Genomic DNA, 21,984 nt, shown 5'->3' with positions numbered 1-21,984 from the left:
CGTGGTCGAACGTGCGCGACAAATGCCTTCCCATGTAGCGCACGAGATTGATCCTGGCGCTCGCGATGAGCCGCTTTTCGTCCGCCGAGGCATACCTTGCATCCAGCTCCTCGATGATTTCCATGAAGATGCGCTTGGCCTTCAGGTCCGAGTCGACGGAGTTCACGACGTGCTTGACGAAACTCGAAGTGACCGAGCCCGCATGGAGCCGGATGCTGCAAGTGGGCTCCGCGTCGAAGACGCAGCCGCCCTGGGAAGCAAGCATCGTCCAGGTCAGACGATCCGTGTGCCAGGGAACGGGCAGCACCGGAAATCCTCCCTTGCTCAGCAAATGCTCCCTCCGGAATAGAATCCCCGTAATGTTCATCTTGAAAAAATATTTTTCCGGCATCAGCACCTTGTTCACGAATTCCACGGGCGACATGTACCGCTGGCAGGGCAGATCCACGCGCAATTCCTGCCCCTCGCTGTCGATCAGGCGGTAGCGCGGGCGGAAAAGCGTGGCCTGCGGAAATTCCCGGATGCCGGCAAGCATGCGGTCCAGGTACTGCGGGGCCAGCAGGTCGTCGTCGCAGAGAATCAGCATCCACTCGCCGCGCGCCTCGTTGAGCAGAAGGTTCAATTTCGCGGTCAGCTCCGTGGACGGATCATAAGAAAGGTAGCGCAGCCGGGAAGAGCGGAAGGATTCCGCGATCTCGCGGATCTTGCCGTGGGGCGAGGAATCGCCGAGGACCACTTCGAAATCCGGATGCGTCTGGTCCAGGCACGATTGGATCGCGCTGCGGATGTAGTGGGAGCGGTTGTAAGCCGGAATAGCAATGCTGATCATGTCATCTTCGCCGGGTTCGGTACTGTTGGTGAGAAGTATATTGATGAAAGTCGGGATGAGGCGTCGGGGGCTTGCCCGAAATGTGTAGGGGCGAGGAGGCGTTCCGGCACGGAGAAAGACTTTGTTTTGGGGGACATTCAGGAAAAAGCCGTAGCCGCTATCAGTGTTTGCCCGATGGGAGGGAAACGTAAGCCGGATAAAATAGGCGCCGTTTGGTTTCCTAACCCAAGGAGAATCGCATGAAAGCAGTCATCCTGGCCGGCGGCCGCGGCACCCGCATTTCGGAAGAAACCACTGTCAAACCCAAACCCATGGTGACGATCGGCGAGATGCCGATCCTGTGGCACATCATGAAAATTTACACCGCGCACGGGATCAACGACTTCATCCTCTGCCTCGGTTACAAAAGCGAAATCATCAAACAATTTTTCGCCGAATACGCGCTGCGCATGTCGGACGTGACTTTCGACATGGCGCAGGACAAGATCATCGTGCACCGCCACGTGAAAGAGCCCTGGCGCGTCACGCTCGTCAACACCGGCCTGGACACCGCCACCGGCGGCCGCCTCAGGCGCATCCGCGACCACGTCACCGGAGGCCCGTTCTGCATGACTTACGGCGACGGCCTGAGCGACGTGAACATCACCGACCTCATCGCTTACCACAAGCAGCACCGCCGCCTCGTGACCATGACGGTCTGCAAGCACACGAGCCGTTTTGGCATTCTCACCCTGGACCAGGACAACCGGGTCGACCAGTTCGTCGAAAAGCCCACGCACGAGGGAAGCTGGATGAATTCGGGCTTTTACGTCATGGACCCGGAATTTCTCGACGCGATCGAAGGCGACGACACCATCCTGGAAAAAGGGCCGATGGAAAACCTTGTGAAGCTGAAGCAGCTCGCCGCGTTCCGGCACACGGGATTTTTCATGGGCATGGATTCCATGCGCGACCGGATGGAGCTGGAAAAAATGTGGGCCGCGGGGAATGCGCCGTGGAAAAAATGGAAGGATGGCGACGCATCGTCCGGACCCGAAGTCGAAAACTTTTTGCGGGAAGCCTGCTAACCGAGGAGAATCTATGAAAGCACCCAGAAAAATCTTGATTACCGGCAACATGGGATACGTGGGACCCGTCGTGGTCCGCCATCTGCGCGAAGCGCTTCCCGAAACCCGCCTCGAAGGGCTCGACACGGGCTATTTCGCCCATTGTCTGGTGGGATCGCCCGTGCTCCCCGAGACGCGCGTGGATGCGCAGCATTTTGCCGACGTGCGCACCGTGACCGAAGATATTTTCGAGGGCGTGGACGCGGTCGTGCACCTGGCGGGGATTTCCAACGACGCCATCGGCCAGGCTTTCGACGAAGTCACGCTGGACACAAACTACAAAGGCACCGTCAGGCTCGCCGAGATGGCGAAGAAAGCCGGCGTGCGCAGCTTTGCGTTCGCGTCCAGCTGCAGTCTTTATGGATTTTCCGAGGAGGGCGCGAAAACGGAAACGTCCGCGCTCGATCCTCTCACGGCGTACGCGCGCTCCAAGTTTCTCGCCGAAGGAGGGCTGAAACCGCTGGCAGACGCGGGTTTCAACGTGACCTGCCTTCGCTTCGCGACGGCCTGCGGCATGAGCGAACGCCTGCGCCTGGATCTCGTGCTGAACGACTTCGTGGCCAACGCGCTTTTCTCCGGACGCATCGACATCCTGAGCGACGGCACGCCCTGGCGTCCGCTGATCCACGTGCGCGACATGGCGCGTGCTTTCGAATGGGCGGTGCAGCGCGATCCGAGCGCCGGGGACTATCTCGTGGTCAATGTCGGAACGGACGCCTGGAATTACCAGGTCCGCGACCTTGCCCATGCCGTGCAGCGCCACTTTCCCGAGGCCGTCGTTTCGATCAATGAAAAGGCCGCGCCCGACCGCCGCTCTTACCGCGTCAACTTCTCGCTTTTCCGTTCGCTCGCGCCGGACCACCAGCCCAGGATCAGCCTGGACATGGCGGTCCGCGAACTCAAGGCCGGGCTGGAACCGCGGGACGGAGAACGCGGGACGTTCGACAAGCCGAAGTACATCCGCCTGAACGTGCTTCGGCAGCTCAAAAGCCGGGGAGTGCTTTCCGAAACCATCCACTTCAATAAAAATTACGAATCTTATGAAGGAGCCGAACCATGTCCGACGCCAGCGCCCGTTGCCGTTTCTGCGAATGCCTGATTCCCGAACCCGTCCTGGACCTGGGGCGCATGCCTCTTGCGAATTCGTATCTCGAAACTCAGGACGGCAAGGATCCGGCCTTCAATCTGCGCATTTATTTCTGCCCGGTCTGCAACCTCGTGCAGCTGGCCGATTATGAAGACGCGGGAAGTATTTTCAACAATCATTACGCGTATTTTTCTTCGTACTCCGAAAGCTGGCTCCGCCACGCGAAGGACTACGTCGACAAAGTCACCGCGGCTTTCGGGCTGAACGAATCGTCCCAGGTTTTGGAGGTCGCGTCCAACGACGGCTACCTGCTCCAGTATTTCGTGGAAAAGAACATCCCGGTGCTCGGCATCGAGCCCTCGGGAAACTGCGCGGAAGTCGCCGTGAAAAAGGGAGTGCCCACGTGGGTTCAGTTCTTCAACACGGAAACCGCGCGCGAACTCGTGGAAAAAAAACTCCAGCCCGACCTGATCATCGGCAACAACGTGCTGGCGCATGTGCCGCAGCTCAATGATTTTGTGGAGGGGCTGAAGGTCGCGCTGAAACCCGGCGGCATCATCACGATCGAGTTCCCGCATCTGTTGAAGCTGATGGAAAACAACCAGTTCGACACCATTTACCACGAGCATTTCTCTTATTTCACGCTCGCGGTAGTGGAGCGCATCTTCGCCCGCCACCTGCTGACGATCTTTGACGTGGAAGAATTGAAGACCCACGGCGGCTCGCTGCGGATTTACGCGCGGCACCGTGAAAACACCGCGCTTCCGGTCACCGACCGTGTGCGGGATCTCAAGCAAAGGGAACACGCGGCCGAGCTGCACAAGCGGGAAACTTACGAGCGCTTTGCCCGTCGCGTCATGAGCGTGAAAGAAAAGCTTCTCGGCTTCTTCGAGGAGGCGCGGCAGAAGAATCTGCGCGTCGCGGGTTACGGAGCGCCGGCCAAGGCCAACACGCTCCTGAATTTCTGCGGGCTTTCTTCCAAGGATTTGCCGTACACCGTGGACCTGAGCCCGCACAAACAGGGCCGCTACCTGCCCGGAAGCCGGATCCCGATCTGCGCGCCGGACAAAATCTACGAGTCGCGGCCGGATTACGTCCTGATCTTCCCGTGGAACCTGCGCGACGAAATCGAAAAACAAATGCAGGACATCCGGCAGTGGGGCGGCCGTTTTGTCGTGCCCATTCCGGAAGTCGAGGTCTGGTAAATGAAATTCACGGAAACCCCGCTTCCAGGCGTCTTCGTGCTCTCGCCCGAGCCCCATCAGGACAGCCGCGGCTTTTTTGCGCGGATCTGGTGCGAAGAAGAGCTGCGCGGGCACGGCCTGAACCCGCGCCTGCGGCAGGCGAGCCTTTCGCACAACATCCGGGCCGGAACGCTGCGCGGCATGCATTTCCAGGCCCCGCGTGCCGAAGCAAAAATCGTGGGCTGCACCGCGGGCGCGCTTTTCGACGTGGTGGTGGACCTCCGGCCGGAATCTCCGACCTTCTGCCGCTGGTTCGGCACGGCGCTCAGCCGCGGCAACCGCAAGATGATCTATGTTCCGGAAGGCTGCGCGCACGGCTACCAGACGCTCGAAGACGACACGGATGTTTTTTATCAGATCAGCGAGTTCTATTCCCCGGAACAGGCTTCGGGCGTGCGCTGGGACGATCCCGCTTTCGGGATTGACTGGCCCGGAGACGTGGACCCGCTCATTTCCGACAAGGACAAAGCCTGGCCGCTGTTTATCAAGCCCGGGCCTTTCAAGACGAAAGAAGCGACGTATGCTGCCGTTTCGTGATCTGCAGAAAAGGGCCAAAGCCAATGATCCCATCCAGGTGGGCATCGTGGGCGCGGGATTTCTGGGCTCGGGCGTTCTCTACCAGATCCTGAGGACGCCGGGCATGCGCGTGCCCGTCATCGCCAACCGCACGCCGCACAAAGCCGTGGAAGCGCTTCTCGCGGCGGGCGTGAAAGCCGCGGACATCCGCGTGTGCGCGAGCGCCGGCGAGGCGAGAAGCGCTCTGGACGAAGGACTCACCGTGGTGACGCCGGCCTTGTCACTTTTGCCGCATGAATTCCCGGAAATCGACGTGGTCGTCGAAACGACGGGCGACGTGCTGTTCGGGACCGAAGTCGCGCTCCGGACGATCGAAGCCAAAAAACATTTCGTGGCCTCGAACCCCGAAACGCAGGGGACCGTGGGATGCATCCTGAAGAGGCGCGCCGAAGCCGCGGGCGTCGTTTACAGCGACGCGGACGGCGATCAGGGCGGCATTCTCAAGAGGCTCTACGATTATTGCGCGGGCATCGGATTCGAACCCGTGGTCGCGGGCAATTGCAAAGGCGTGATGAAGCGCTACGCCACTCCGGAGACGCAGGCCGCCTACGCCAAAGCCTACGGCATCCAGCCCTGGATCGCGACGGCCGCCGCGGACGGCACGAAGCTCAATTTCGAAATGTGCATTTTCGCCAACGCCACCGGCATGCTTCCGGCCAAGCCCGGCATGACCGGGCCCGAGACTTCCCTGGAAACCCTGCTGCGGGATTTCGAGGAAAAGGGCCTGCTCGACCGCGGACCTATCATCGAATATACGATGGGAATTCCCGTGGGGGTTTTCATCATTGCCTTGAACCGCGACGCCAGAGTGCGCAGCGAGATGAATTATTTCAAGATGGGGGACGGCCCTCATTATCTCTTTTTCCATCCGAGAGTGCTCTGCCAGTACGACGCGGTTCCGGGCATCGCTGAAGCCGTGCTGTACGGCGAGGAAGTGATTTCACCCGGAAAAACTCTGGTGGCGGAAATGGCCACCTACGCCAAACGCCCTCTTTCGAGCGGGCAGCAGCTGGACGGCATCGGCGGCTTCGACTGTTATGGCATGGTCGTGGACCAGAAAGAATCTGCCGCCGGCGATTTTTTACCCGTGGGATTGTCGGGTTATGCGCGGCTGACGCGGAACCTGGAAAAAGACGAGCCCCTCCGCGTGGCGGACATCGAATGGACCGAAGACAATGCCTTGATCCGCCTGTGGAAAGAGCAGACGGAATTATTTTCACGGCGCCAGATTCCCACGGCGCGCGCTTCTTGAACCGGTAGTCCGAAAAGGAACAAGGATGACCCAGGCAGCAGGCTTGCAGGAACGTTGGAAGGCGCCCGTCCGTCTCCGCGGGAGAAACACGCCGGCCTTCCTGCTCGGGATCACGGCCGTGGCTGCCCTGGCGCTTCGAGTCCTGAACCTCGGAAAACAAAGCCTGTGGATCGACGAGATTTTTTCCGTCATCGCGGCCCGCATGGATGCCAGCGTCCTGGTCCGGCATCTGGACATGGACGTGCACCCGCCGTTTTATTTCCTGCTGCTCAAAGGCTGGATGGCGCTGGGGCTGCCGCAGAGTGAAGGCGGACTCCGGCTCTTGTCAGCGGTGCTCGGCACGGCCGTTTGCCTGCTTGCTTACGCGTTCGGCCGCCAGCTTTTCAATCGCAGGGCCGGCCTTGCCGCGGCCGTTATCCTGGCCTTTTCCGCCTATCACGTGCGTTATTCCCAGGAGTTGCGCAGCTACGAACTGGTGACGCTCCTGGCCCTGGCTTCGTTTTATTTCTTCGAGCGTCTGAACCGCGCTCCGGATTGGAAGAACGGCCTCGGTTACGCGGCGGCGTCGTTTTTGCTGCTGTACACGCATACTTTCGGCGTGCTTGTCCTTCTCGCGCAAAACGCTTTTTATTTTCTTTCTCTGGGATTTGCCCGGCGCTGGACGCGGCAGCCCGCGCTGGTATGGCTTGCCTTGCAGGGCCTGCTCCTGATTTGTTATTTGCCCTGGCTGACGACAATGCTTTCGCAGGCCGGCGGCATGCATAACGACGGGTGGGTAGAGCGCCCTTCGGTCACAGCGCTTGCCGCCGTGTTGAAATATTACGCCGGGTCCCTGCCTTTGCTGCTTCTCGCCGCGGCCGTGATGGCGGCTGTCTTATTTTCAAGTTTCCGCCGCGGCGCTCCGGAGGCGGGTTTTCGTGTTTCTTTTACGCGAAGCGCCGTGATGATGCTGCTCTGGCTGATGACGGGGCTGCTTGTCCCATTCGTCGTTTCCGTCTTGTGGTCGCCGGTCTTTGTGGCGCGTCTCATGATCGCCGCGTCCCTGCCTTTTTATTTTCTTGCCGCGGCCGCCTTTTCTTCCCTGCGCTCGAAAGCAGGGCGGGCCTTCATTGCCGCCGCGTTTTTGTTTCTCGCCTGCGCGGCTCTGGCAAGCTATTACCACACGGAAAAAAAGGAAGAATGGCGGGAAGCCGCGGCCTTTGTCGACGGACGCGCCGCTTCAAACGATTTGCTGCTCTTTCACTCCGATTTCACCCGCCTGGGCTACTCTTATTACACGGCGCGGCCCGATCTTGTCCTGGAGGGATTTCCGGCGCCTCAGGGCGGGGAGCCCTCGGCGGAGGACCATGAAATCCGCGACGTGCTGGCAGGCAAGGCGCGGATCTGGGAAATTATTTCCCACGAACGCAGCCCGCTGCGCGATTCCGATCTCCGCGGGCTGGACGCGGCCGTGAGCGGCCGGCCTTCGCTTTGGCTCCTCGAATCCTATTCGAAAGATCCGGAACAGCGGATCCTGCGCCGCCTGCGGAAAACTTACCGCGAAACACTTCACCAGAGTTTCCGGGGTATCGAAGTGTACCGGTTCGAGGCCGCGGGGAGGGGGGAGGCTCCGGCATGAATTTCTGGCAAATTTACTCGAAACCTTACCTCCGGCTCGAAAGCTTTTTCCCTTACCAGCAGCTCCGGAACCGGTTCATGGAATTCCTCGAGATCAAAGACGATAAGGTTTACCTGGACGCGGGCTGCGGGCCCGGCTTGTTCATCCAGGACCGCCACAACATCATCGGCGCCGATTTTTCCGAGGCCATGCTGCAATCCGCGCGGGAGGCCAACCCGCATTCGTCCTTTCTTCGCGTGGATTTGAACGAAAGGCTGCCTTTCGAGGACGGCGCCTTTGACGGCGTTTATTCCAACAACGTCCTGGCCTACCTGAAAAATCCCCGGGCCGTGCTCGAAGAGTTCGCGCGCGTTCTCAAGCCCGACGGAACGCTGGTGGTGTCGACGCTGCGGCGCTCCTTCAATCCTTTTTCCCTTATCGAACAGCATTTCCATTCCGGCGGCCGCATCACGTCCTTGAAAAGTTTTCTGGTCATGCTTTGGACGCTTGCCTTGAACGTGCGGATCGTCTTCAAGCTGTGGAAAGGCGAGTACCACGGTTTCGAAATCGAGGACTTGAGGAAAGCCGCTTCGGCCGCGGGATTCGAACTGTCGCTGGCGGAATGGGCCTACGCGCGCCAGAATGTCCTGATCGTGGCCCGCAAGTCCGTCTGCGCGGAGCCGCTGAGACTCACGGCGGCAGGCTGACGTCGGTGTCCTTGCCCGAATATTTCGCGGTGTCCAGGACGCTGGCCCCCGCGTCACTCATCATGACGTTCCTTCCGCCCGTCACCGAAGAGCCCTGGCGTACCTCGAGGTCCGCCTCCGACGCGTTCAGCACATTGCCCTGGACCGTGGCCGAGGCCTTGTTTTCCGCCACCACGCCGCGCCGCGCTTCGATGACCACGTTGTCCAGGACTTCGATGCCGGCCGCGCCCTCCGAAATAAAAACGCCCGCGTCGTAAACGCCCTGAATCACGTTCTGCACGATCTGGTTCGGCCCCTGCGCGACCTTGACCGCTTCGTGGAAGCCGTTCGTCCCGTTCGCGATGTTGCGGAAAAAATTCCGCCGGATGATGTTGTCGCGCGCCGGCGTGCTGGAGCTGGCGCCCAATTTGATGCCGCTTATGCTCGCGAAGTCCCCGGCGGGATCGTGAATGAAATTGTTCTCCGCCACGACGCCGGCGGCCGCTCTCAGGTCGATGCCGTCTTCTTTGAATCCCGTGATTTCATTGCCGCGGATGACAAGTCCCGCAAAGTTGGCGTTGCTTTCGCCCAGAACGCGGATGCCGTCCCAGTCCTGCTGCAGCCCGGACGTGATGTCGAAAATCTTGTTTTCCGCGATGAGGCCGGGAAACCCGGAAGCGCCGGTCACGAAGATGCCGCGGTTGCCGCCGCTGATCTGGCAGCCCGTGATTTCAAAACCCGGGCTGGATTCCACGTGGATGACGTTCACGGAAATATCGAGCGCATTTTCCAGGACGGAATCCGCGATTTTGACGGCGCTGCCGCCGCTCACGCGCAGCGCGGCCGAATCCGTGGTGCCGTTGGTTTCCGCGGTCACGTCCAGGTGCCGGAACTGGACCGCGCTGCGGCCGGACGTATCCACGGAATTCGGGCTGCCGTCCGGCGCGTCGATTTTCGGCAAAGGCCCGGCCCCGTACGCGTCGTAAACGATCGGGCTGTCCGGGCTTCCCGAATCGGGCGGCGTCAGCTGCTCGTTCCACACGCCGCCCCGGCGCAGGCACACCCGGTCGCCCGGCCGGAAAGCGGAATGGTTCACGTTCTCCAGGGATTTCCAGGCTTCGGAATCGTCCACCGCGCATGCGCCGCAATCTTCCCCGGAAGCCAGGCCGCTCAAACCGTCGGCCCCGGTTTGGTCGTTGACGCAGTAAACGGCAGCGTGCGCCGCCGGCGCCCGGAGCATCGCGATCCACAGAAAAAAGACCCAGATTCGCATGGCTCTTCCTTATATATAAGGGATGCCAGAATAATCGGGGAGGTTCTCTTATTATGCGGAGAGAAGAGGAAGGGACAAGTAAAACCGGTTTCCGGAGAACTGAAAGCGGTGTCGGGAGAAGCCCGAGGCTCAGCGTTCCTTGAGCAGGTACAGGCGGTTGTTTTCCACCTTATAAAGCATGGGCGCGATCAGGATTTTGGGGTAGCGCAGGCGCAGGCGCTTGACTTCGCTTAGGATGAAATCGGTTTCGCTTCCGATTTCGAAGAGCACGGAAAAATTCGAAAAGTGGTCTTCCGCGTCCTTTTTCTTCCAGCCTGCGCGTTTGACCAGGCCCTGGATGAACAATTCTTTCCGGGCCGCGATATTGACCATCCCGCAGTGATTGTGCCCGATGAGCGCAATGCACGAAACGCCGCCGACGCCGATCGCGTAGGAGACTTTGAATTCGGCATGGCGCAGGTTCGCGCCTCCCGCCCGGATGATGAACGCGAAGTTGTCGGGAATGCGCAGGTGCTTGCGGTTGTCCATGCACATGCCGATGAGAAGCTGCGCCTGGGCGAATTTGTCGAAGGGACGGCCCATGTTGTGATATTCGAGAAAGCGGCCGATGGGCGTGCGGCGGTATTGGGACGGAATGTCTTTCTTGCTGTCGACGGGCATGAGTCGGTGCATGGGAATTCATTTTATTCGGCAAGGCGGAGAAATCAAGGGATATCCTCCGGCTCGCGATAAAACCTGAAGCATGAACCATCAAGGCCCCGATAGGTTTAAAACCGACGGCACGGTAAAATCCTGAAGCATGAGAGCCGTCGCCGTTTTTCCCAAGACCCGGGAAATCAAGCTGATCGATTATCAGGAACCTTTCGTCCATTCCGCTTCCGAGGTGAAAGTGCAGATTCTGGAAGTCGGGATCTGCGGGACGGATCGCGAAATCGCTTCTTTTAAATATGGCACGCCGCCGGAAAATTCCGACTTCCTGGTTTTAGGGCATGAATCGCTGGGCAAAGTGATCGAAACCGGAAAGGACGTCAAAAAATTCAAACCGGGGGATTATGTCGTCACTTCCGTCCGCCGTCCCTGTCTGGAGAGCGATTGCAAAGCCTGCCGCGCGGGACGGCCTGATTTCTGCCTCACGGGAAATTTCCGGGAAAGGGGAATCAAAGAGCTGCACGGCTACATGACCGACCGGATCGTCGACGATGAAAAATACATGACGCCGGTTCCGCGGGGTCTAGAAAAAATCGCCGTGCTCATCGAGCCGCTGACGATCGCGGAAAAGTCGATCCGGGAAGTCTGGAAAATCCAAGAGCGCCTGCCCTGGATGTCTCCGGAGGCAAGAAAAAATCAGTCGATGCAGGGCTTCAAAGCCGTTGTTCTGGGGGCGGGACCCGTGGGTTTGCTCGGGGCCATGCTTTTGTCTCTCCAGGGCTTCCGCACTTTCGTTTATTCCATCGAAGAAGCGGGGAGCCGGCAGGCCAAAATCGTGGAGAGCCTCGGCGCTGCTTATCTTTCGGTTCAAGATGTTCCGCATTCGCAGCTGGTGGAAAAAACAGGAAACATCGACATCATTTATGAAGCGACCGGCGCCGCGAAATTATGCTTCGAAGTGCTCCCGTATCTGGGAACGAACGGCGTTTTCGTTTTCACCGGAATCCCCGGAAGGAAATCCCAGGTGGAAGTGGATGAGAGTGCGATCATGAAGGCCCTGGTTTTGAAAAACCAGGTGATTTTCGGAAGCGTCAACGCGGGGCCCGAAGCGTTTCAATCCGCGGTTGGCGATCTTGGCCGCTTTCATGAACGCTGGCCCGGAGCCGTGGAATCCCTGATTACGGCAAGATGTCCGATTGAAAAGGCGCTTCCTTTGCTGCAATCCAAAGCGGGCGGGATCAAGCACGTCGTTTCTCTCGGATGATTTTCGAAAGCATTCCGCCACCTGCTCAAATCCCGTTGGGCGCCTAAAAAAAATCCCTCTTGGACACTGTCCAAGAGGGATTTCGACTGGGGCGGCCAACGGGATTTGAACCCGCGACCCCAAGATCCACAATCTTGTGCTCTAACCAACTGAGCTATGGCCGCCATGAAAGGGTGATGACTTGCCCTGCGCGGAAAAGCGGGGTGTTTCGGAAGCATCAAACCGTGGCGGGCATTATACTTAAAAACTATTTGATTGGGAAGCTCTCTTCATGTTATTTTTTATCAGAAGAGCATCGGTAAAGAATCTCTTTCCCAAGACCGATAAATCGTCTATCCAACCGGAGATCGCATGACCAAAAAGTTTTTTTCCATCCTGACGTGTTTGCTTTTGACTCTTGCCGTTGTGACTCCGCCCGAAACCGCTTTTGCGGCCACCATTCTTCCGATCACGGCCTCTTCAGCTCTTTTGCTCGACAATAATTCCAATCATCTGATCTACGCGAAAAACGTCAACGAAAAGCGCGCACCCGCGAGCACGACCAAGATTTTGACGGCCATGGTGGCGATGGACATGCTTTCGCTCGACACGGTGGTCACGATCCCCAAGGATGCGGAATCGATTCCGCCTTCCAAGATTTTTGTGCGCGCGGGGGAACGTTACCGCGTCGACGACCTTTTACGGGCCACGCTCATCAAATCCGCCAACGATGCCGCCACGGTGCTGGCCATCGCGGCCGCGGGGAACGAACCGTCCTTCGCGGAAATGATGAATGCCAAGGCGCGGTCCATCGGCTGCAGGCGCTCCCATTTCGTGCATGCCAGCGGGCTTCCTGCCAACGACCAGTATTCGACGGCCTACGACATGGCGCTCATCGCCAAGGAAGCGCAGAAGTACGATTTCATCGATCGCACGCTGCGCATCAGGACCATGACGATCGCGTCGCTCGACGGCCGCAAGATTCCCTTGAAGAACCACAACAAAATGTTGTGGCGGGACAGCCGCGAAATCGTGGGCAAGACCGGCTGGACGCGCACCGCGAAACATTGCTTTGTGGGGCAGATCGGGCCGCAGTCGCGGGCGTCTTTCGTCTCCATGCTGGGCAGCCGAAGCCTGTGGAAAGATTTGAAAATTCTCGTGGACTACGTTTTCGGTAAGGCCTTCGGCGTGGTCAAGCGCCCGCGGAGTTTGTCCGCGGTGCAAAACAAAGAAATCCAGCTTGCTTTGAAAAAGGCGGGTTATGATCCCGGGACTGCCGATGGCGTTTGGGGCAAGTCCTCGAAGAAAGCCCTGAAGCGGTTTCAAAAAGCTCACGGGCTGAAGGCGGATGGCGTTGCGGGGCCCCTCACCCTGGAACAGCTGCAAAAATACCAGTCTTAGAGTTTTCCCGCCCAACTTTTACTTTCGAAATCCCCCTGAGTTGTCTATAATACGTCTTCTTTGAATAACTCGCTTTGCCTGCCGTCCTAACACGAAGAGCCTGGATCCTATGAAAAACAGCCTTTCAAAGATTTCCGTCCTTCTCGCGATTTCGTCTTTCTTCCTCATTCCCTCGGCTTTGCACGCTCAAACCGACCTCGACGCCATGGCCGGAGCCCTCGCCCCTCAGACCAAAGTCATCCATGATTTCGAAGGCGAAGACATGGTGAACCAGGTCGGCGGCGCCAGCGGTTCCTGGAACCTGGACGCGTCAGACATCAACAATGCCTGGTGCGACGAGGACGTGGTCGAGATGCCCGGCAAGAACGGCCAGAAAACGCAGGTCCTCCGTCTCAACTACAGCGTGGAATCCGAACTGCCCGCCCAGAACGGTTTCTGGACCAAGCTCCAGAATTTCGACGCGAAAGATTTCGACCACCTGGAATTCGAAATCAAAGGCGACGCGGAAAAGGGATTCACGAACCGGATGAAGATCGAGCTCAAAAAATGCAAAAAGGCACCGTGCACGGGCACGCCGGCCGACGAAGTCATCAAGGGCTCGGCGTTAGTTCCGGTCTCCGCCGAATGGACGACCGTGAGCATCCCGCTGAACAAGATCACGGGCATCATGGATTTTTCGAATCCGAAAGTCTGGGAAAATCCCTCGATCGCGCGCGAGAATCTCGACGAGCTGGTGTTCGTGTTCCAGGACCGTCACGTGACGGCGAAGAAGGGGACCGTTTACATCGACAACATCCGTTTCGTCAAAACCGGAAATCCGGGGCCGACCGCGGTTGATTTTCCTCCGCGCCGCATCGAGAAGACACCGACCAAAATCGAAGGGCTGGATTTCGCCAAGTTCCTGATCGCGCGGCTTGGCGGCTTTCCCAAGAAGTCCGTCGTGAAAAAAGAGTGGCCGCAGGACCAGAAGGAATTCCTGAAAGAAATCGCCAAGGACACGTGGCGCTTTTTTGACGAAATCGTGGACAAGGAACACGGCCTGCCGCTCGACACGGTCCAGATCGCCAAGGGGGAAGATGCGTTCGGTGACGGCACCTGGATCGGCGATTACACGAACGTGACGAACATCGGGGTTTATCTGATGTGCGTGGTTTCCGGCTACGACCTCGGATTCATCACGAAAGAAGAGGCGGTCAAACGGCTAAAGCAGACCATGACGACCCTGGAAAAGCTGGATTACCATCAAAGCGGCTTTCCTTATAATTACTACGATACCACGACGCTCGAGCGCACGAGCTACTTTGTGTCACTCGTCGACAGCGGCTGGCTCCTCGCCGGCCTGTATGTCGTGAAAAATGCTTTTCCCGAAGACCTGAGCGGACAGGCCGAGCGGCTGTTGAACCGCGGCAATCTCGTCTTCTTCTACGATCCCGTCGAGCGTCAGTTTTTCCACGGCTATTACGACCACCTCGAAGTCTACTCCGATTATCACTACGGAACTTTTTACACCGAGCCCCGCGCCACGAGCTACATGGGCATCGCCCGTGGTGAAGTTCCCGAAGAACATTGGTTCAACGGGCTTATCCGCACGTTTCCCGAGAGCTATTCCTGGCAGGAGATGAAGCCCATCAACCGCGTGAAGAAAACCACGCTGGGCCATACGTACGACGGCGGCTACTATCAATGGAAAGACCTGAAATACGTGCCCAGCTGGGGCGGTTCGGCTTTTGAAGCGCTCATGCCGACCTTGATTTTAAAAGAGAAAGATCTTGCGCCCGAAGGTCTGGGCGGAAACGACGCAACCCAGGTTCAGGGCCAAATCCGTTACGCGCTCGACGAACTGAAGCAGCCGGTGTGGGGCATGAGCCCTTCTTCCGTGCCCGAAGGGGGCTATTCGGAATACGGCGCGAAACCTTTCGGCTCGAAAGGCTATAAGCCCGGTGTCGTCACGCCGCATGCTTCCATCCTCTCGCTGGAATTCGCGCCGGAGGAAGTAGTCAAGAATTTGCGCAAGCTGCTCGAGCTTTATGATATCTACGGCGAATACGGTTTCTATGACGCGGTGACGCCGGCCACGGGTCTTGTAGCGAGAAAATACCTCTCGCTGGACCAGGGCATGATCCTCGTGGCGCTCAATAATTACCTCAACAATGGCGCGATTCGCAACCGCTTTCACGCCGATCCGACGATGAAGAACGGCGAAAAGCTTTTGACCAGCGAGAAATTTTTCGAAGGGGCGCCTGAAGCCGCGGCGGCCGACGCAGCTCCCGCAGCCGCTCCTCAAGCCGCTGAAGCCAAAGCCGCTCCATAGCCGGATTCCGATTTCATGACGCCAAGGGAGGCAATGATGATCAAGAGCGGGGGAATCTACCAGCTCGATTGTTTCGATGGGGTCACGCTCGGTTTTTCCGGACGCGAATTTGATCTGAACCGCAGGGACGAATTTCTCAAAGGACTCAGCATCGCCGCCGAAGACCTTGTCCTGCTTCGGCAGGTGCACAGCGCCAACCTGGTGCTCGTTACCGCGGAAAAAAAACCCGGCCGCGATTGCCCCGCCGACGGCATGCTGACCCGCGTTCCCGGCATCGCGCTTGGAATTCTCACCGCCGATTGCGTCCCGATTTTTTTCTGGGACCCGGCCAGAAAAGCTGTCGGCATCGCGCACGCGGGATGGCGCGGCGTGTATCAGGGCATTGCCAAGAAAACCGTCCAGGCTTTCCGCCAGAATTTTCTATCCCGGTCCGAAGACATCCGCGTGGCCATCGGTCCCGCCATCCGCAAATGCTGCTACGAAGTCGGGCATGAGTTCGAAGATTTCTTTCCGGAGTTTTACGCGCGCCCGAAGGAAGAGGGGCATAACGGCGTCATGGATCTTGTGGCCGCCGTGCGAAATGACCTGCTGGCCGAAGGCATCACCGGTGGGCATATCCACGATACGGGCCTTTGTACTGCCTGCCAGAACGAGGAGTTTTATTCCTACCGCCGGGAAAAGGAAACCCCGGAGAGGATTCTTTCCGTCATCTGCCTGCGGCCCGCGTCCTGAATTTCGGGTTTGCCATATCCCGGTCCCATTGCTATAATTACGTTTTCTTAAATCCCGTGCAGATACTGAGGAAGGGTCGTCCATGCAAGCCAAAGACATGAGAAAAGGAACGGCGGTCGTTTACAATAACGAAATCCACATCGTGACCGATTACCGCCTCGGCACTCCCGGCAATCTGAGAAGCTTCGTTCAGGCGTCCCTCAAAAACCTGAAGACCGGCCGGATCGTTTCCAATAAGTTCGCGTCCGACGACGAACTGCCCCGTGCGATCATGGAGCCGAAGCAGTGCCAGTTCATGTATAAGGACGAGCAGGGCTTTCATTTCATGGACATGGAAGATTATCACACCTTTGCTCTTGGCGAAGACATTGTCGGCGACGACAAGTTTTATCTCAAAGAAAACATGGAAATCAAAATCGATTTTTATGAAGGTAATCCCGTCAGCCTCGAAATCCCGAAAGTCGTGGTCCTCAAAATTACGGAGTCTGCTCCGGGAATCAAAGGGGATTCGGTTTCCAACAAGGTCAAGCCCGCGACCTGCGAAACCGGCCTCAAGCTGAACGTCCCCATGTTCGTGGGGGAAGGGGAAATGATCAAGGTCAATACCGAAACCGGCGAATACGGCGGCCGGGCATAATTTTTTCTATCCCGATTTATTGGGCGATTAGCTCAGTTGGTTAGAGCACGCCGTTCACATCGGCGGGGTCTCAGGTTCGAGTCCTGAATCGCCCACGTTTTCATTCCTATTAAGATTCAGGACGAGAAGAATCGCCGCGCGACGAATAAGTCGCGCACACTTGGCGATGGGCGCGAGGTGGTGAGCGCCCCAGTCAGGTGCGAGCGGCGGTTACCGGCCGCGAAGCAGGGCGGAACCGAGTCCTGAATCGCCCAAAGCCGGTTCCCCATAAAAGCTATCAAATCCCTCATATTTACCGGTTTTTCCTGCCCTTTGTCCCTATCTTCATCCCAGGCTTCCCATAAGCTAGACAGGCTTTCCCTTATCCTATAAAATGTCCGCCACCATGACCAAATTGCGCATCGAAAGGCCGACAGGCCCCCAAAATTCTCAGAATAAAAAGAAGAGACGCGGCGGATTGCTTTACGTCCTCGTGCTGGTCTTCGCCGTACTCGCGGGAGGCGGCTATCTCGTCCTGATCCCGGTATCGGCCGTGCCTCCGCTGGAAATCACACAGTTTTCCGGACCGGTCGAACTCGTCGACGCGCAGGGCAAGGCCGTGAAAGCGGAGCGCGGAAACCTGCTGCAAATGGGCCAGCAGCTGCGCACCGGCGACGGGGGAGAAGCCGACCTCGAGCTCGCGGGCAAAATAAAATTGAGATTGAAGCCGAATTCCGAAATCGTCCTGGCGGGACCGCTCTTCTACGAAAAGAAACCGCCGATGCGTCTCTTGCTGAATCGCGGCCAGGCTTTCGCGGTCACAGAAAAAAATTGGAACGGTTCCAACATTGAGCTGCAGACTCCGGACCTTGTGTCGCGGAGCCAGGGAGGCTATTACTGTCTGCGCGCCAATCCGCAGGACAACAGCTCCGGCATCGGGCTCATGCGCGGCAAAGCGGAAGTCAGAAAGAAATCGTCCCCGTTCTCCTGGGTGCCCGTGCACGGCCTGGAAGAAGTCAGGGCCGGCCGGGACGTTTCCAAAGCCGCGCCTCAAAATATTTCCAAGGAAGAGTGGAAACAAATGTCCGAAATTTACGAGCTGACACAAAAAAGCGCGGCAGTGGAGGCCCTTCAGCTCGATTTGTCGAAGCAGGCAGGCAGCCTTTTCGACTTCGTCTTCGACCATGGGACGTTTTATACGCCTAAGATCGGCTATGCCGGCCGGGAATTTTTTAAGGATGACAACACCGGCGAGGTCTATCTGGAAATCGAGTACGACGTCTTTACAAAGGGCACTTTCACGGGCATGTACATCAAGACCCGCAATCTTGACCTGGCAAAATATTCCGCCCTCGAGTTCGAGATGAGGCGGGTGCCGGATGAAGGAATCCCTCAATCCATGCGCCTTGAGCTGAAAAGCAAGACGGGCATTGCCAGGGCCTTTGCCGCGAAACTTCCGAAAGCGGATTGGGAGAAAGTTTCTTTTCCTCTCCACGTGCGCAATGAGACGTTTATGACCGAGCTCGCGATTGTTTTTCTGCATGACCGCGTCGGGCAGGACAAAAAAGGCGCCGTTCAGATCCGGCGAGTCAACCTGATTCCCGCGGAAACTCCCGCCGCTCCGCAGGAGGCCGCGCCGGAGGCCCCGAAAGAAACGCCGGTTCCCGCGCCGGCCGCACAAGTCCCCGCCGCAGAAACCCCCGCCGCGGAAACCCCCGCGGTTTGAGCGGACGTCCGCTGTTGCAGAAAGCCGCGTTAAGCGATACAATACGCAGACCTTTCGCAGATTTACATACCGAGGTGGCGGAATTGGCAGACGCACTAGATTCAGGGTCTAGCGAGGGCAACCTCTTAGGGGTTCAACTCCCCTCCTCGGTACCACTTTAATTCCACCCTCAGGTAACTTAACCCGGAAGCCGTTCTCACCAGGAAATTTCAAAGTGGCCGCGCCATCTCCGATCAAACCCGTCGCGTTCAATCGCAAGGCCAAATTCGATTTCTTCATCCTCGACAAGTTCGAGGCAGGCGTGGTGCTGACCGGCGCGGAAGTCAAATCCATCAGGGAAGGGAAGATTAACTTGAAGGACAGCTTCGTCCGCATCCTGCGGGGCGAGGCGTTTTTGTTCAACTGCCACATCAGCCCTTATTCCAAAATCCAGGGCCACGTCGAATTGGAGCCAACGCGTACCCGCAAACTTCTTTTGAAACGCGATCAGATCGACAAGCTGGCGGGCATGGTCGGACAAAAGGGGCACGCGATCATCACGCTCTCGGTTTATTTCAAGCAGGGACTCGTCAAAGTCGAGATCGCGACCGCGCGCGGAAAGAAAATGGCGGACAAGCGGGAGACAATCAAGCGGCGCATCCACGACCGGGAATCTGAAGCCGCGATTAAACAACATTCAAGAAAAGGCCGATAAGAGAATTCATGGCACGGGCGACTCTGGCAAAAGAACTCTACTTTGAAATCAAAAACGAGACCGCGCTGCTCGGGATGGTGACGAGCGCGCTGGCCACTCAGAACGATTTCATCATTCATCTCTGCGCGTATTCGGCGGACGGGAAGGGATTCCTCCAGATGATCGTGAAGGACCGCGACAAAGCCCGGAAAGCGCTGCAGCCTTTCATTCCCGCCATCCAGGAAAGAGATGTCCTCGTCGTGGAGTTCGAAAACAAAGTCGGGACGCTCGCCGAAGTCGCGAAGATCCTCGGGAATCACGGCATCTTCATCAATTATGTCTACGGGACGAGCGGCGACGGTTTCAAAATCGTGGGTGTTTTCTCGACCCAGGACAATGAAAAAGCCGCCCGCGTCATCAATCAGGAGACCGGCTCCCTGGGGGCTTCTCCGATCTAGCCGGAATCCGGCGATTTCTCAGCGGTTGTCCGCTCTTGCCTGGAATGTTATAATATTTCCGTTTAAAACCGTCATCTGTCTTACAACCCTTTGGGGGTGACTAGTTTCGACAGGGGATTGGGTTTTAAGGGAAGCATGCAGAGGTTGTCAGGCGGCCTCTTAAAAAACCTGGCAAAACACAAATGCTGATAACTTCAGCTGGAACGAAAGAGTTGCAGGACCGGTTTCCGTTCCTGTCTCTTTCGCTCTTCCTATCGCAGCTTAATCGCTAGCGACGTCACGGAGCCCAAGCCTGCTAAGTTCCTGTGACGACATTTGCGGGCTGCTCTTCCGGGTGCGTTGTCCGTCCGGGGGATAAGACTTAGACAGCTTGTCCCGTAGAATTTTGTTCATGGAAGTCTGCGGGGCAAAATAAAACATGAACTGAGCATGGAGATTCTCTTTTAATTCGTTTCCTGGACGAGGGTGCAATTCCCTCCACCTCCACCAATCATCGCAGGGTCCCAGAAGGCTGGGGCCCTGTTTGTTTTCCGCGGCCATGAACGGACGATCCAAACAAAAAGACTACTACGAAGTGCTCGGGGTCCCCGAAAGTGCGGATGAGGACGCCATTAAAAAGGCCTATCGCAAGCTGGCCTTTCAATATCATCCGGACAAAAATCCGAACAATAAAGCCGCGGAGGAAAAGTTCAAGGCAATCTCCGAGGCCTACTACGTTTTGAGCGATTCCAAAAGGCGCGCGCAGTATGATCAGCAGCGCAAGTTCGGAGCCGCGGGCGGTTTTCGCGGCGGTAACAGTTATGCCGGCGCCGAGGGTTTTGATTTCGAAGAATTGCTCAAACAATTCCGCGGTTCACGCGGGGGTTCAGGTTCCGGGGCAAGGGGCCGTTACTCAGCCTTCAGCGATATTTTCTCGGATTTGTTCGGGGGCGGCATGGGGGGCGAGCCGCAGGGCCATTACGAATACCGGACCGCGGGAGAACCCCACGACTATTATGCCGCCGATGCGGAAAGAGAAATGCCGCCGGCCGACGCGGACGTCAAAGTCGCGCTGACGGTTTCGAAAGAGAAGGCGCAGAAAGGCGGGACCGTGACGTTCCGCACGCCCGAGGGCAAGATGATTTCGGTCAAAATTCCGGCGGGCACAAAAGAAGGCCAGAAGCTGCGTTTGGCAAGGCAAGGGAGGCTGTGCTCCCATTGCCGGCATGAAGGAGATCTCATCCTGCAGGTCAGGATAGGAAAATAATGATTCCGAGCCGCAAAGCTTATAGTACGGGAAATCCGCAATTGGACCAGAAGGTCCATGAATTGATCTCCAAGGCCGCGTTGTCGAATCCGGACCTCCTGGAAGAGATGGTTTTTACCGCGTTCAAGCTTTGCCAGGAAAATTCCGACCGCGGCGACATCAAGCTCATGAACACGACTCTCAAAGAGCTCCGCTATGCTTTCAAGACGTTCACGCCTTACCGCAAAATCCGCAAAGTCGCGATCTTTGGCTCGGCCCGCACGTCGCGAACCGCCCCCGAATACCTGCAGGCGCGCGATTTCGCCAAACACATCGTGAAGAAAAAATGGATGGTCATCACCGGCGCGTCTTCGGGAATCATGCACGCTGGCAATGAAGGCGCGGGGCGGGCGAACAGCTTTGGCGTGAACATCCGGCTGCCTTTCGAACAGTCCGCCAATCCCGTCATCGCCGACGATACGAAGCTCATCAATTTCAAATACTTTTTCACCCGGAAACTGATTTTCATCCGCGAATCGGATGCCACGGTGCTTTGTCCCGGCGGTTTCGGAACGCATGATGAAGGCTTCGAGAACATGACGCTAATTCAGACAGGAAAATCCTCGCCGCGCCCGATCGTGTGCCTGGATCCTCCGAAGAGCCGTTACTGGAGCTCCTGGAAAAACTGGCTCATCAACAATCTCGCGCAGAAAGGCATGATTGATCCGGATGACATCGGGCTCATCGACTTTACGCACTCGGCGGAAAAGGCGGCGGAGATCATCACGAATTTCTACCGCAATTATCATTCACTGAGATATATCCGCGATCTTTTGGTGATGAGGATCCGGCGGCCTCTTACTGGAAAGAAACTGGAAAAGCTCAACCGCCGTTTCAAAAATATCCTCATGCGCGGCACGATCCAGCAGCATGAAAATCCGTTCGAAGAAGAAACTCACGAGACGAACGAAACGCAGGACCTCACCCGGCTTTCGTTTTATTTCAACCGGCGCCACTTCGCGCTGTTGAAACACCTGATCGAAGAGATCAACGAAGTCTGAAAATTCCTTTCGAATAGCGGTTTTGCTCCAGAGCGGACAATTCTTTTTCGGGCGATTAGCTCAGCTGGTTAGAGCATCTGCTTTACACGCAGGGGGTCTCAGGTTCGAATCCTGAATCGCCCAACGATATTTACAAGGGGAGTCAGGATTCGAAGGGAGTCCCCGCAAAGCAACATGACCGGAGTCATGTTGATGGGGACGGGCGGTTACCGTCAGCGAAGCGGACGGAACCGAATCCTG

Annotated in this window: 20 protein-coding genes, 4 tRNA genes and 1 other RNA gene; 21 read left to right on the top strand and 4 right to left on the bottom strand. The window is 57.4% G+C overall.

What is annotated here, in order from left to right; genetic code table 11:
* A partial coding sequence (locus VL688_00895) for a glycosyltransferase family A protein (protein HTL46597.1) occupies positions 1 to 829 on the bottom strand: 829 nt, incomplete at its 3' end.
* A 239-nt stretch (positions 830 to 1,068) separates the two neighbouring features.
* Between VL688_00895 and rfbF the strand changes: the two genes are divergently transcribed.
* Genes rfbF through VL688_00860 form a run of 7 tightly spaced genes read left to right on the top strand, consistent with a single transcriptional unit; the run spans position 1,069 to position 8,398 of the window.
* On the top strand, positions 1,069 to 1,896 hold the full coding sequence (rfbF, locus tag VL688_00890; GenBank protein ID HTL46596.1) for a glucose-1-phosphate cytidylyltransferase: 828 nt from the start codon (positions 1,069 to 1,071) through the stop codon (positions 1,894 to 1,896).
* Between the two features lie 13 nt (positions 1,897 to 1,909).
* A complete protein-coding gene (locus tag VL688_00885; GenBank protein HTL46595.1) occupies positions 1,910 to 3,034 on the top strand; it encodes an SDR family oxidoreductase in 1,125 nt (374 codons plus the stop codon).
* A complete protein-coding gene (locus VL688_00880) occupies positions 2,992 to 4,227 on the top strand; it encodes a class I SAM-dependent methyltransferase (GenBank protein ID HTL46594.1) in 1,236 nt (411 codons plus the stop codon). Before VL688_00885 ends, VL688_00880 begins: the two co-directional genes overlap by 43 nt.
* Positions 4,228 to 4,803 carry a dTDP-4-dehydrorhamnose 3,5-epimerase gene (gene rfbC / locus VL688_00875; protein HTL46593.1) on the top strand — a complete coding sequence of 192 codons (576 nt, stop codon included), beginning with the start codon at positions 4,228 to 4,230 and terminating at the stop codon, positions 4,801 to 4,803.
* Positions 4,787 to 6,094 carry an NAD(P)-dependent oxidoreductase gene (locus tag VL688_00870; protein HTL46592.1) on the top strand — a complete coding sequence of 436 codons (1,308 nt, stop codon included), beginning with the start codon at positions 4,787 to 4,789 and terminating at the stop codon, positions 6,092 to 6,094. Before rfbC ends, VL688_00870 begins: the two co-directional genes overlap by 17 nt.
* Before the next feature lie 25 nt (positions 6,095 to 6,119).
* Positions 6,120 to 7,712 carry a glycosyltransferase family 39 protein gene (locus VL688_00865; GenBank protein ID HTL46591.1) on the top strand — a complete coding sequence of 531 codons (1,593 nt, stop codon included), beginning with the start codon at positions 6,120 to 6,122 and terminating at the stop codon, positions 7,710 to 7,712.
* Positions 7,709 to 8,398, top strand: a complete 690-nt coding sequence (locus tag VL688_00860) for a class I SAM-dependent methyltransferase (GenBank protein ID HTL46590.1) — start codon at positions 7,709 to 7,711, stop codon at positions 8,396 to 8,398. Before VL688_00865 ends, VL688_00860 begins: the two co-directional genes overlap by 4 nt.
* Here the strand turns inward: VL688_00860 and VL688_00855 are convergent.
* Positions 8,382 to 9,650, bottom strand: a complete 1,269-nt coding sequence (locus VL688_00855) for a right-handed parallel beta-helix repeat-containing protein (GenBank protein HTL46589.1) — start codon at positions 9,648 to 9,650, stop codon at positions 8,382 to 8,384. The genes VL688_00860 and VL688_00855 overlap by 17 nt on opposite strands.
* A 129-nt stretch (positions 9,651 to 9,779) precedes the next feature.
* Positions 9,780 to 10,322, bottom strand: a complete 543-nt coding sequence (locus tag VL688_00850) for a carbonic anhydrase (protein ID HTL46588.1) — start codon at positions 10,320 to 10,322, stop codon at positions 9,780 to 9,782.
* 127 nt (positions 10,323 to 10,449) lie between these two features.
* Here VL688_00850 and VL688_00845 point away from each other — a divergent pair, with 127 nt between their 5' ends.
* Positions 10,450 to 11,562: a glucose 1-dehydrogenase gene (locus VL688_00845; GenBank protein ID HTL46587.1), complete on the top strand. Its 1,113-nt coding sequence runs from the start codon at positions 10,450 to 10,452 to the stop codon at positions 11,560 to 11,562.
* Positions 11,563 to 11,649: 87 nt separating this feature from the next.
* Here VL688_00845 and VL688_00840 read toward each other — a convergent pair.
* Positions 11,650 to 11,726, bottom strand: a tRNA-His gene (locus VL688_00840).
* Between the two features lie 187 nt (positions 11,727 to 11,913).
* Between VL688_00840 and VL688_00835 the strand changes: the two genes are divergently transcribed.
* The 13 genes from VL688_00835 to VL688_00775 all read left to right on the top strand — a co-directional run bounded on the left by VL688_00835 (position 11,914) and on the right by VL688_00775 (position 21,867).
* Positions 11,914 to 12,942: a peptidoglycan-binding protein gene (locus tag VL688_00835; protein HTL46586.1), complete on the top strand. Its 1,029-nt coding sequence runs from the start codon at positions 11,914 to 11,916 to the stop codon at positions 12,940 to 12,942.
* A 109-nt stretch (positions 12,943 to 13,051) separates the two neighbouring features.
* Positions 13,052 to 15,253, top strand: coding sequence for a glucoamylase family protein (locus VL688_00830; GenBank protein HTL46585.1), 2,202 nt, complete (start codon positions 13,052 to 13,054; stop codon positions 15,251 to 15,253).
* 33 nt (positions 15,254 to 15,286) lie between these two features.
* On the top strand, positions 15,287 to 15,985 hold the full coding sequence (gene pgeF, locus VL688_00825; GenBank protein HTL46584.1) for a peptidoglycan editing factor PgeF: 699 nt from the start codon (positions 15,287 to 15,289) through the stop codon (positions 15,983 to 15,985).
* Between the two features lie 82 nt (positions 15,986 to 16,067).
* Entirely contained in the window at positions 16,068 to 16,622 is a 555-nt protein-coding gene (gene efp / locus VL688_00820) for an elongation factor P (GenBank protein ID HTL46583.1), read from the top strand.
* Positions 16,623 to 16,643: 21 nt separating this feature from the next.
* A tRNA-Val gene (locus VL688_00815) sits at positions 16,644 to 16,717 on the top strand.
* Between the two features lie 362 nt (positions 16,718 to 17,079).
* The gene (locus VL688_00810) at positions 17,080 to 18,327 is read left to right on the top strand and encodes a FecR domain-containing protein (GenBank protein HTL46582.1); all 1,248 of its coding nucleotides are present in this window, start codon (positions 17,080 to 17,082) and stop codon (positions 18,325 to 18,327) included.
* A 68-nt stretch (positions 18,328 to 18,395) separates the two neighbouring features.
* Positions 18,396 to 18,482, top strand: a tRNA-Leu gene (locus VL688_00805).
* A 59-nt stretch (positions 18,483 to 18,541) separates the two neighbouring features.
* A complete protein-coding gene (smpB, locus tag VL688_00800; GenBank protein HTL46581.1) occupies positions 18,542 to 19,021 on the top strand; it encodes an SsrA-binding protein SmpB in 480 nt (159 codons plus the stop codon).
* A gap of 8 nt (positions 19,022 to 19,029) precedes the next feature.
* Positions 19,030 to 19,458 (top strand): hypothetical protein, encoded by a 429-nt coding sequence (locus tag VL688_00795; protein HTL46580.1) that lies wholly within the window; start codon positions 19,030 to 19,032, stop codon positions 19,456 to 19,458.
* Positions 19,459 to 19,550: 92 nt separating this feature from the next.
* Positions 19,551 to 19,947: a transfer-messenger RNA gene (ssrA, locus tag VL688_00790) on the top strand.
* 49 nt (positions 19,948 to 19,996) lie between these two features.
* The gene (locus VL688_00785) at positions 19,997 to 20,704 is read left to right on the top strand and encodes a DnaJ domain-containing protein (protein ID HTL46579.1); all 708 of its coding nucleotides are present in this window, start codon (positions 19,997 to 19,999) and stop codon (positions 20,702 to 20,704) included.
* A complete protein-coding gene (locus VL688_00780) occupies positions 20,704 to 21,744 on the top strand; it encodes an LOG family protein (GenBank protein HTL46578.1) in 1,041 nt (346 codons plus the stop codon). Before VL688_00785 ends, VL688_00780 begins: the two co-directional genes overlap by 1 nt.
* A 49-nt stretch (positions 21,745 to 21,793) precedes the next feature.
* Positions 21,794 to 21,867, top strand: a tRNA-Val gene (locus VL688_00775).
* Positions 21,868 to 21,984 lie beyond the last annotated feature (117 nt).

Source organism: Verrucomicrobiia bacterium (assembly GCA_035495615.1).
Taxonomy (GTDB): Bacteria; Omnitrophota; Omnitrophia; order Omnitrophales; family Aquincolibacteriaceae; genus DATJFP01.
The sequence above is the reverse complement of the archived record's forward strand: the minus strand, read 5'-3'. Positions and strand labels throughout refer to the sequence as shown.

What these genes read in the sequence shown, in the direction of transcription:
- rfbC (HTL46593.1), top strand. Translation starts at nt 4,228, where the DNA reads ATGAAATTCACGGAAACCCCGCTTCCAGGCGTCTTCGTGCTCTCGCCC.
- pgeF (HTL46584.1), top strand. Translation starts at nt 15,287, where the DNA reads ATGATGATCAAGAGCGGGGGAATCTACCAGCTCGATTGTTTCGATGGG.
- VL688_00795 (HTL46580.1), top strand. Translation starts at nt 19,030, where the DNA reads ATGGCACGGGCGACTCTGGCAAAAGAACTCTACTTTGAAATCAAAAAC.
- VL688_00845 (HTL46587.1), top strand. Translation starts at nt 10,450, where the DNA reads ATGAGAGCCGTCGCCGTTTTTCCCAAGACCCGGGAAATCAAGCTGATC.
- VL688_00865 (HTL46591.1), top strand. Translation starts at nt 6,120, where the DNA reads ATGACCCAGGCAGCAGGCTTGCAGGAACGTTGGAAGGCGCCCGTCCGT.
- VL688_00780 (HTL46578.1), top strand. Translation starts at nt 20,704, where the DNA reads ATGATTCCGAGCCGCAAAGCTTATAGTACGGGAAATCCGCAATTGGAC.
- VL688_00870 (HTL46592.1), top strand. Translation starts at nt 4,787, where the DNA reads ATGCTGCCGTTTCGTGATCTGCAGAAAAGGGCCAAAGCCAATGATCCC.
- VL688_00855 (HTL46589.1), bottom strand. Translation starts at nt 9,650, where the DNA reads ATGCGAATCTGGGTCTTTTTTCTGTGGATCGCGATGCTCCGGGCGCCG.
- VL688_00850 (HTL46588.1), bottom strand. Translation starts at nt 10,322, where the DNA reads ATGCACCGACTCATGCCCGTCGACAGCAAGAAAGACATTCCGTCCCAA.
- VL688_00860 (HTL46590.1), top strand. Translation starts at nt 7,709, where the DNA reads ATGAATTTCTGGCAAATTTACTCGAAACCTTACCTCCGGCTCGAAAGC.
- VL688_00785 (HTL46579.1), top strand. Translation starts at nt 19,997, where the DNA reads ATGAACGGACGATCCAAACAAAAAGACTACTACGAAGTGCTCGGGGTC.
- VL688_00880 (HTL46594.1), top strand. Translation starts at nt 2,992, where the DNA reads ATGTCCGACGCCAGCGCCCGTTGCCGTTTCTGCGAATGCCTGATTCCC.
- rfbF (HTL46596.1), top strand. Translation starts at nt 1,069, where the DNA reads ATGAAAGCAGTCATCCTGGCCGGCGGCCGCGGCACCCGCATTTCGGAA.
- VL688_00885 (HTL46595.1), top strand. Translation starts at nt 1,910, where the DNA reads ATGAAAGCACCCAGAAAAATCTTGATTACCGGCAACATGGGATACGTG.
- efp (HTL46583.1), top strand. Translation starts at nt 16,068, where the DNA reads ATGCAAGCCAAAGACATGAGAAAAGGAACGGCGGTCGTTTACAATAAC.
- VL688_00835 (HTL46586.1), top strand. Translation starts at nt 11,914, where the DNA reads ATGACCAAAAAGTTTTTTTCCATCCTGACGTGTTTGCTTTTGACTCTT.
- VL688_00830 (HTL46585.1), top strand. Translation starts at nt 13,052, where the DNA reads ATGAAAAACAGCCTTTCAAAGATTTCCGTCCTTCTCGCGATTTCGTCT.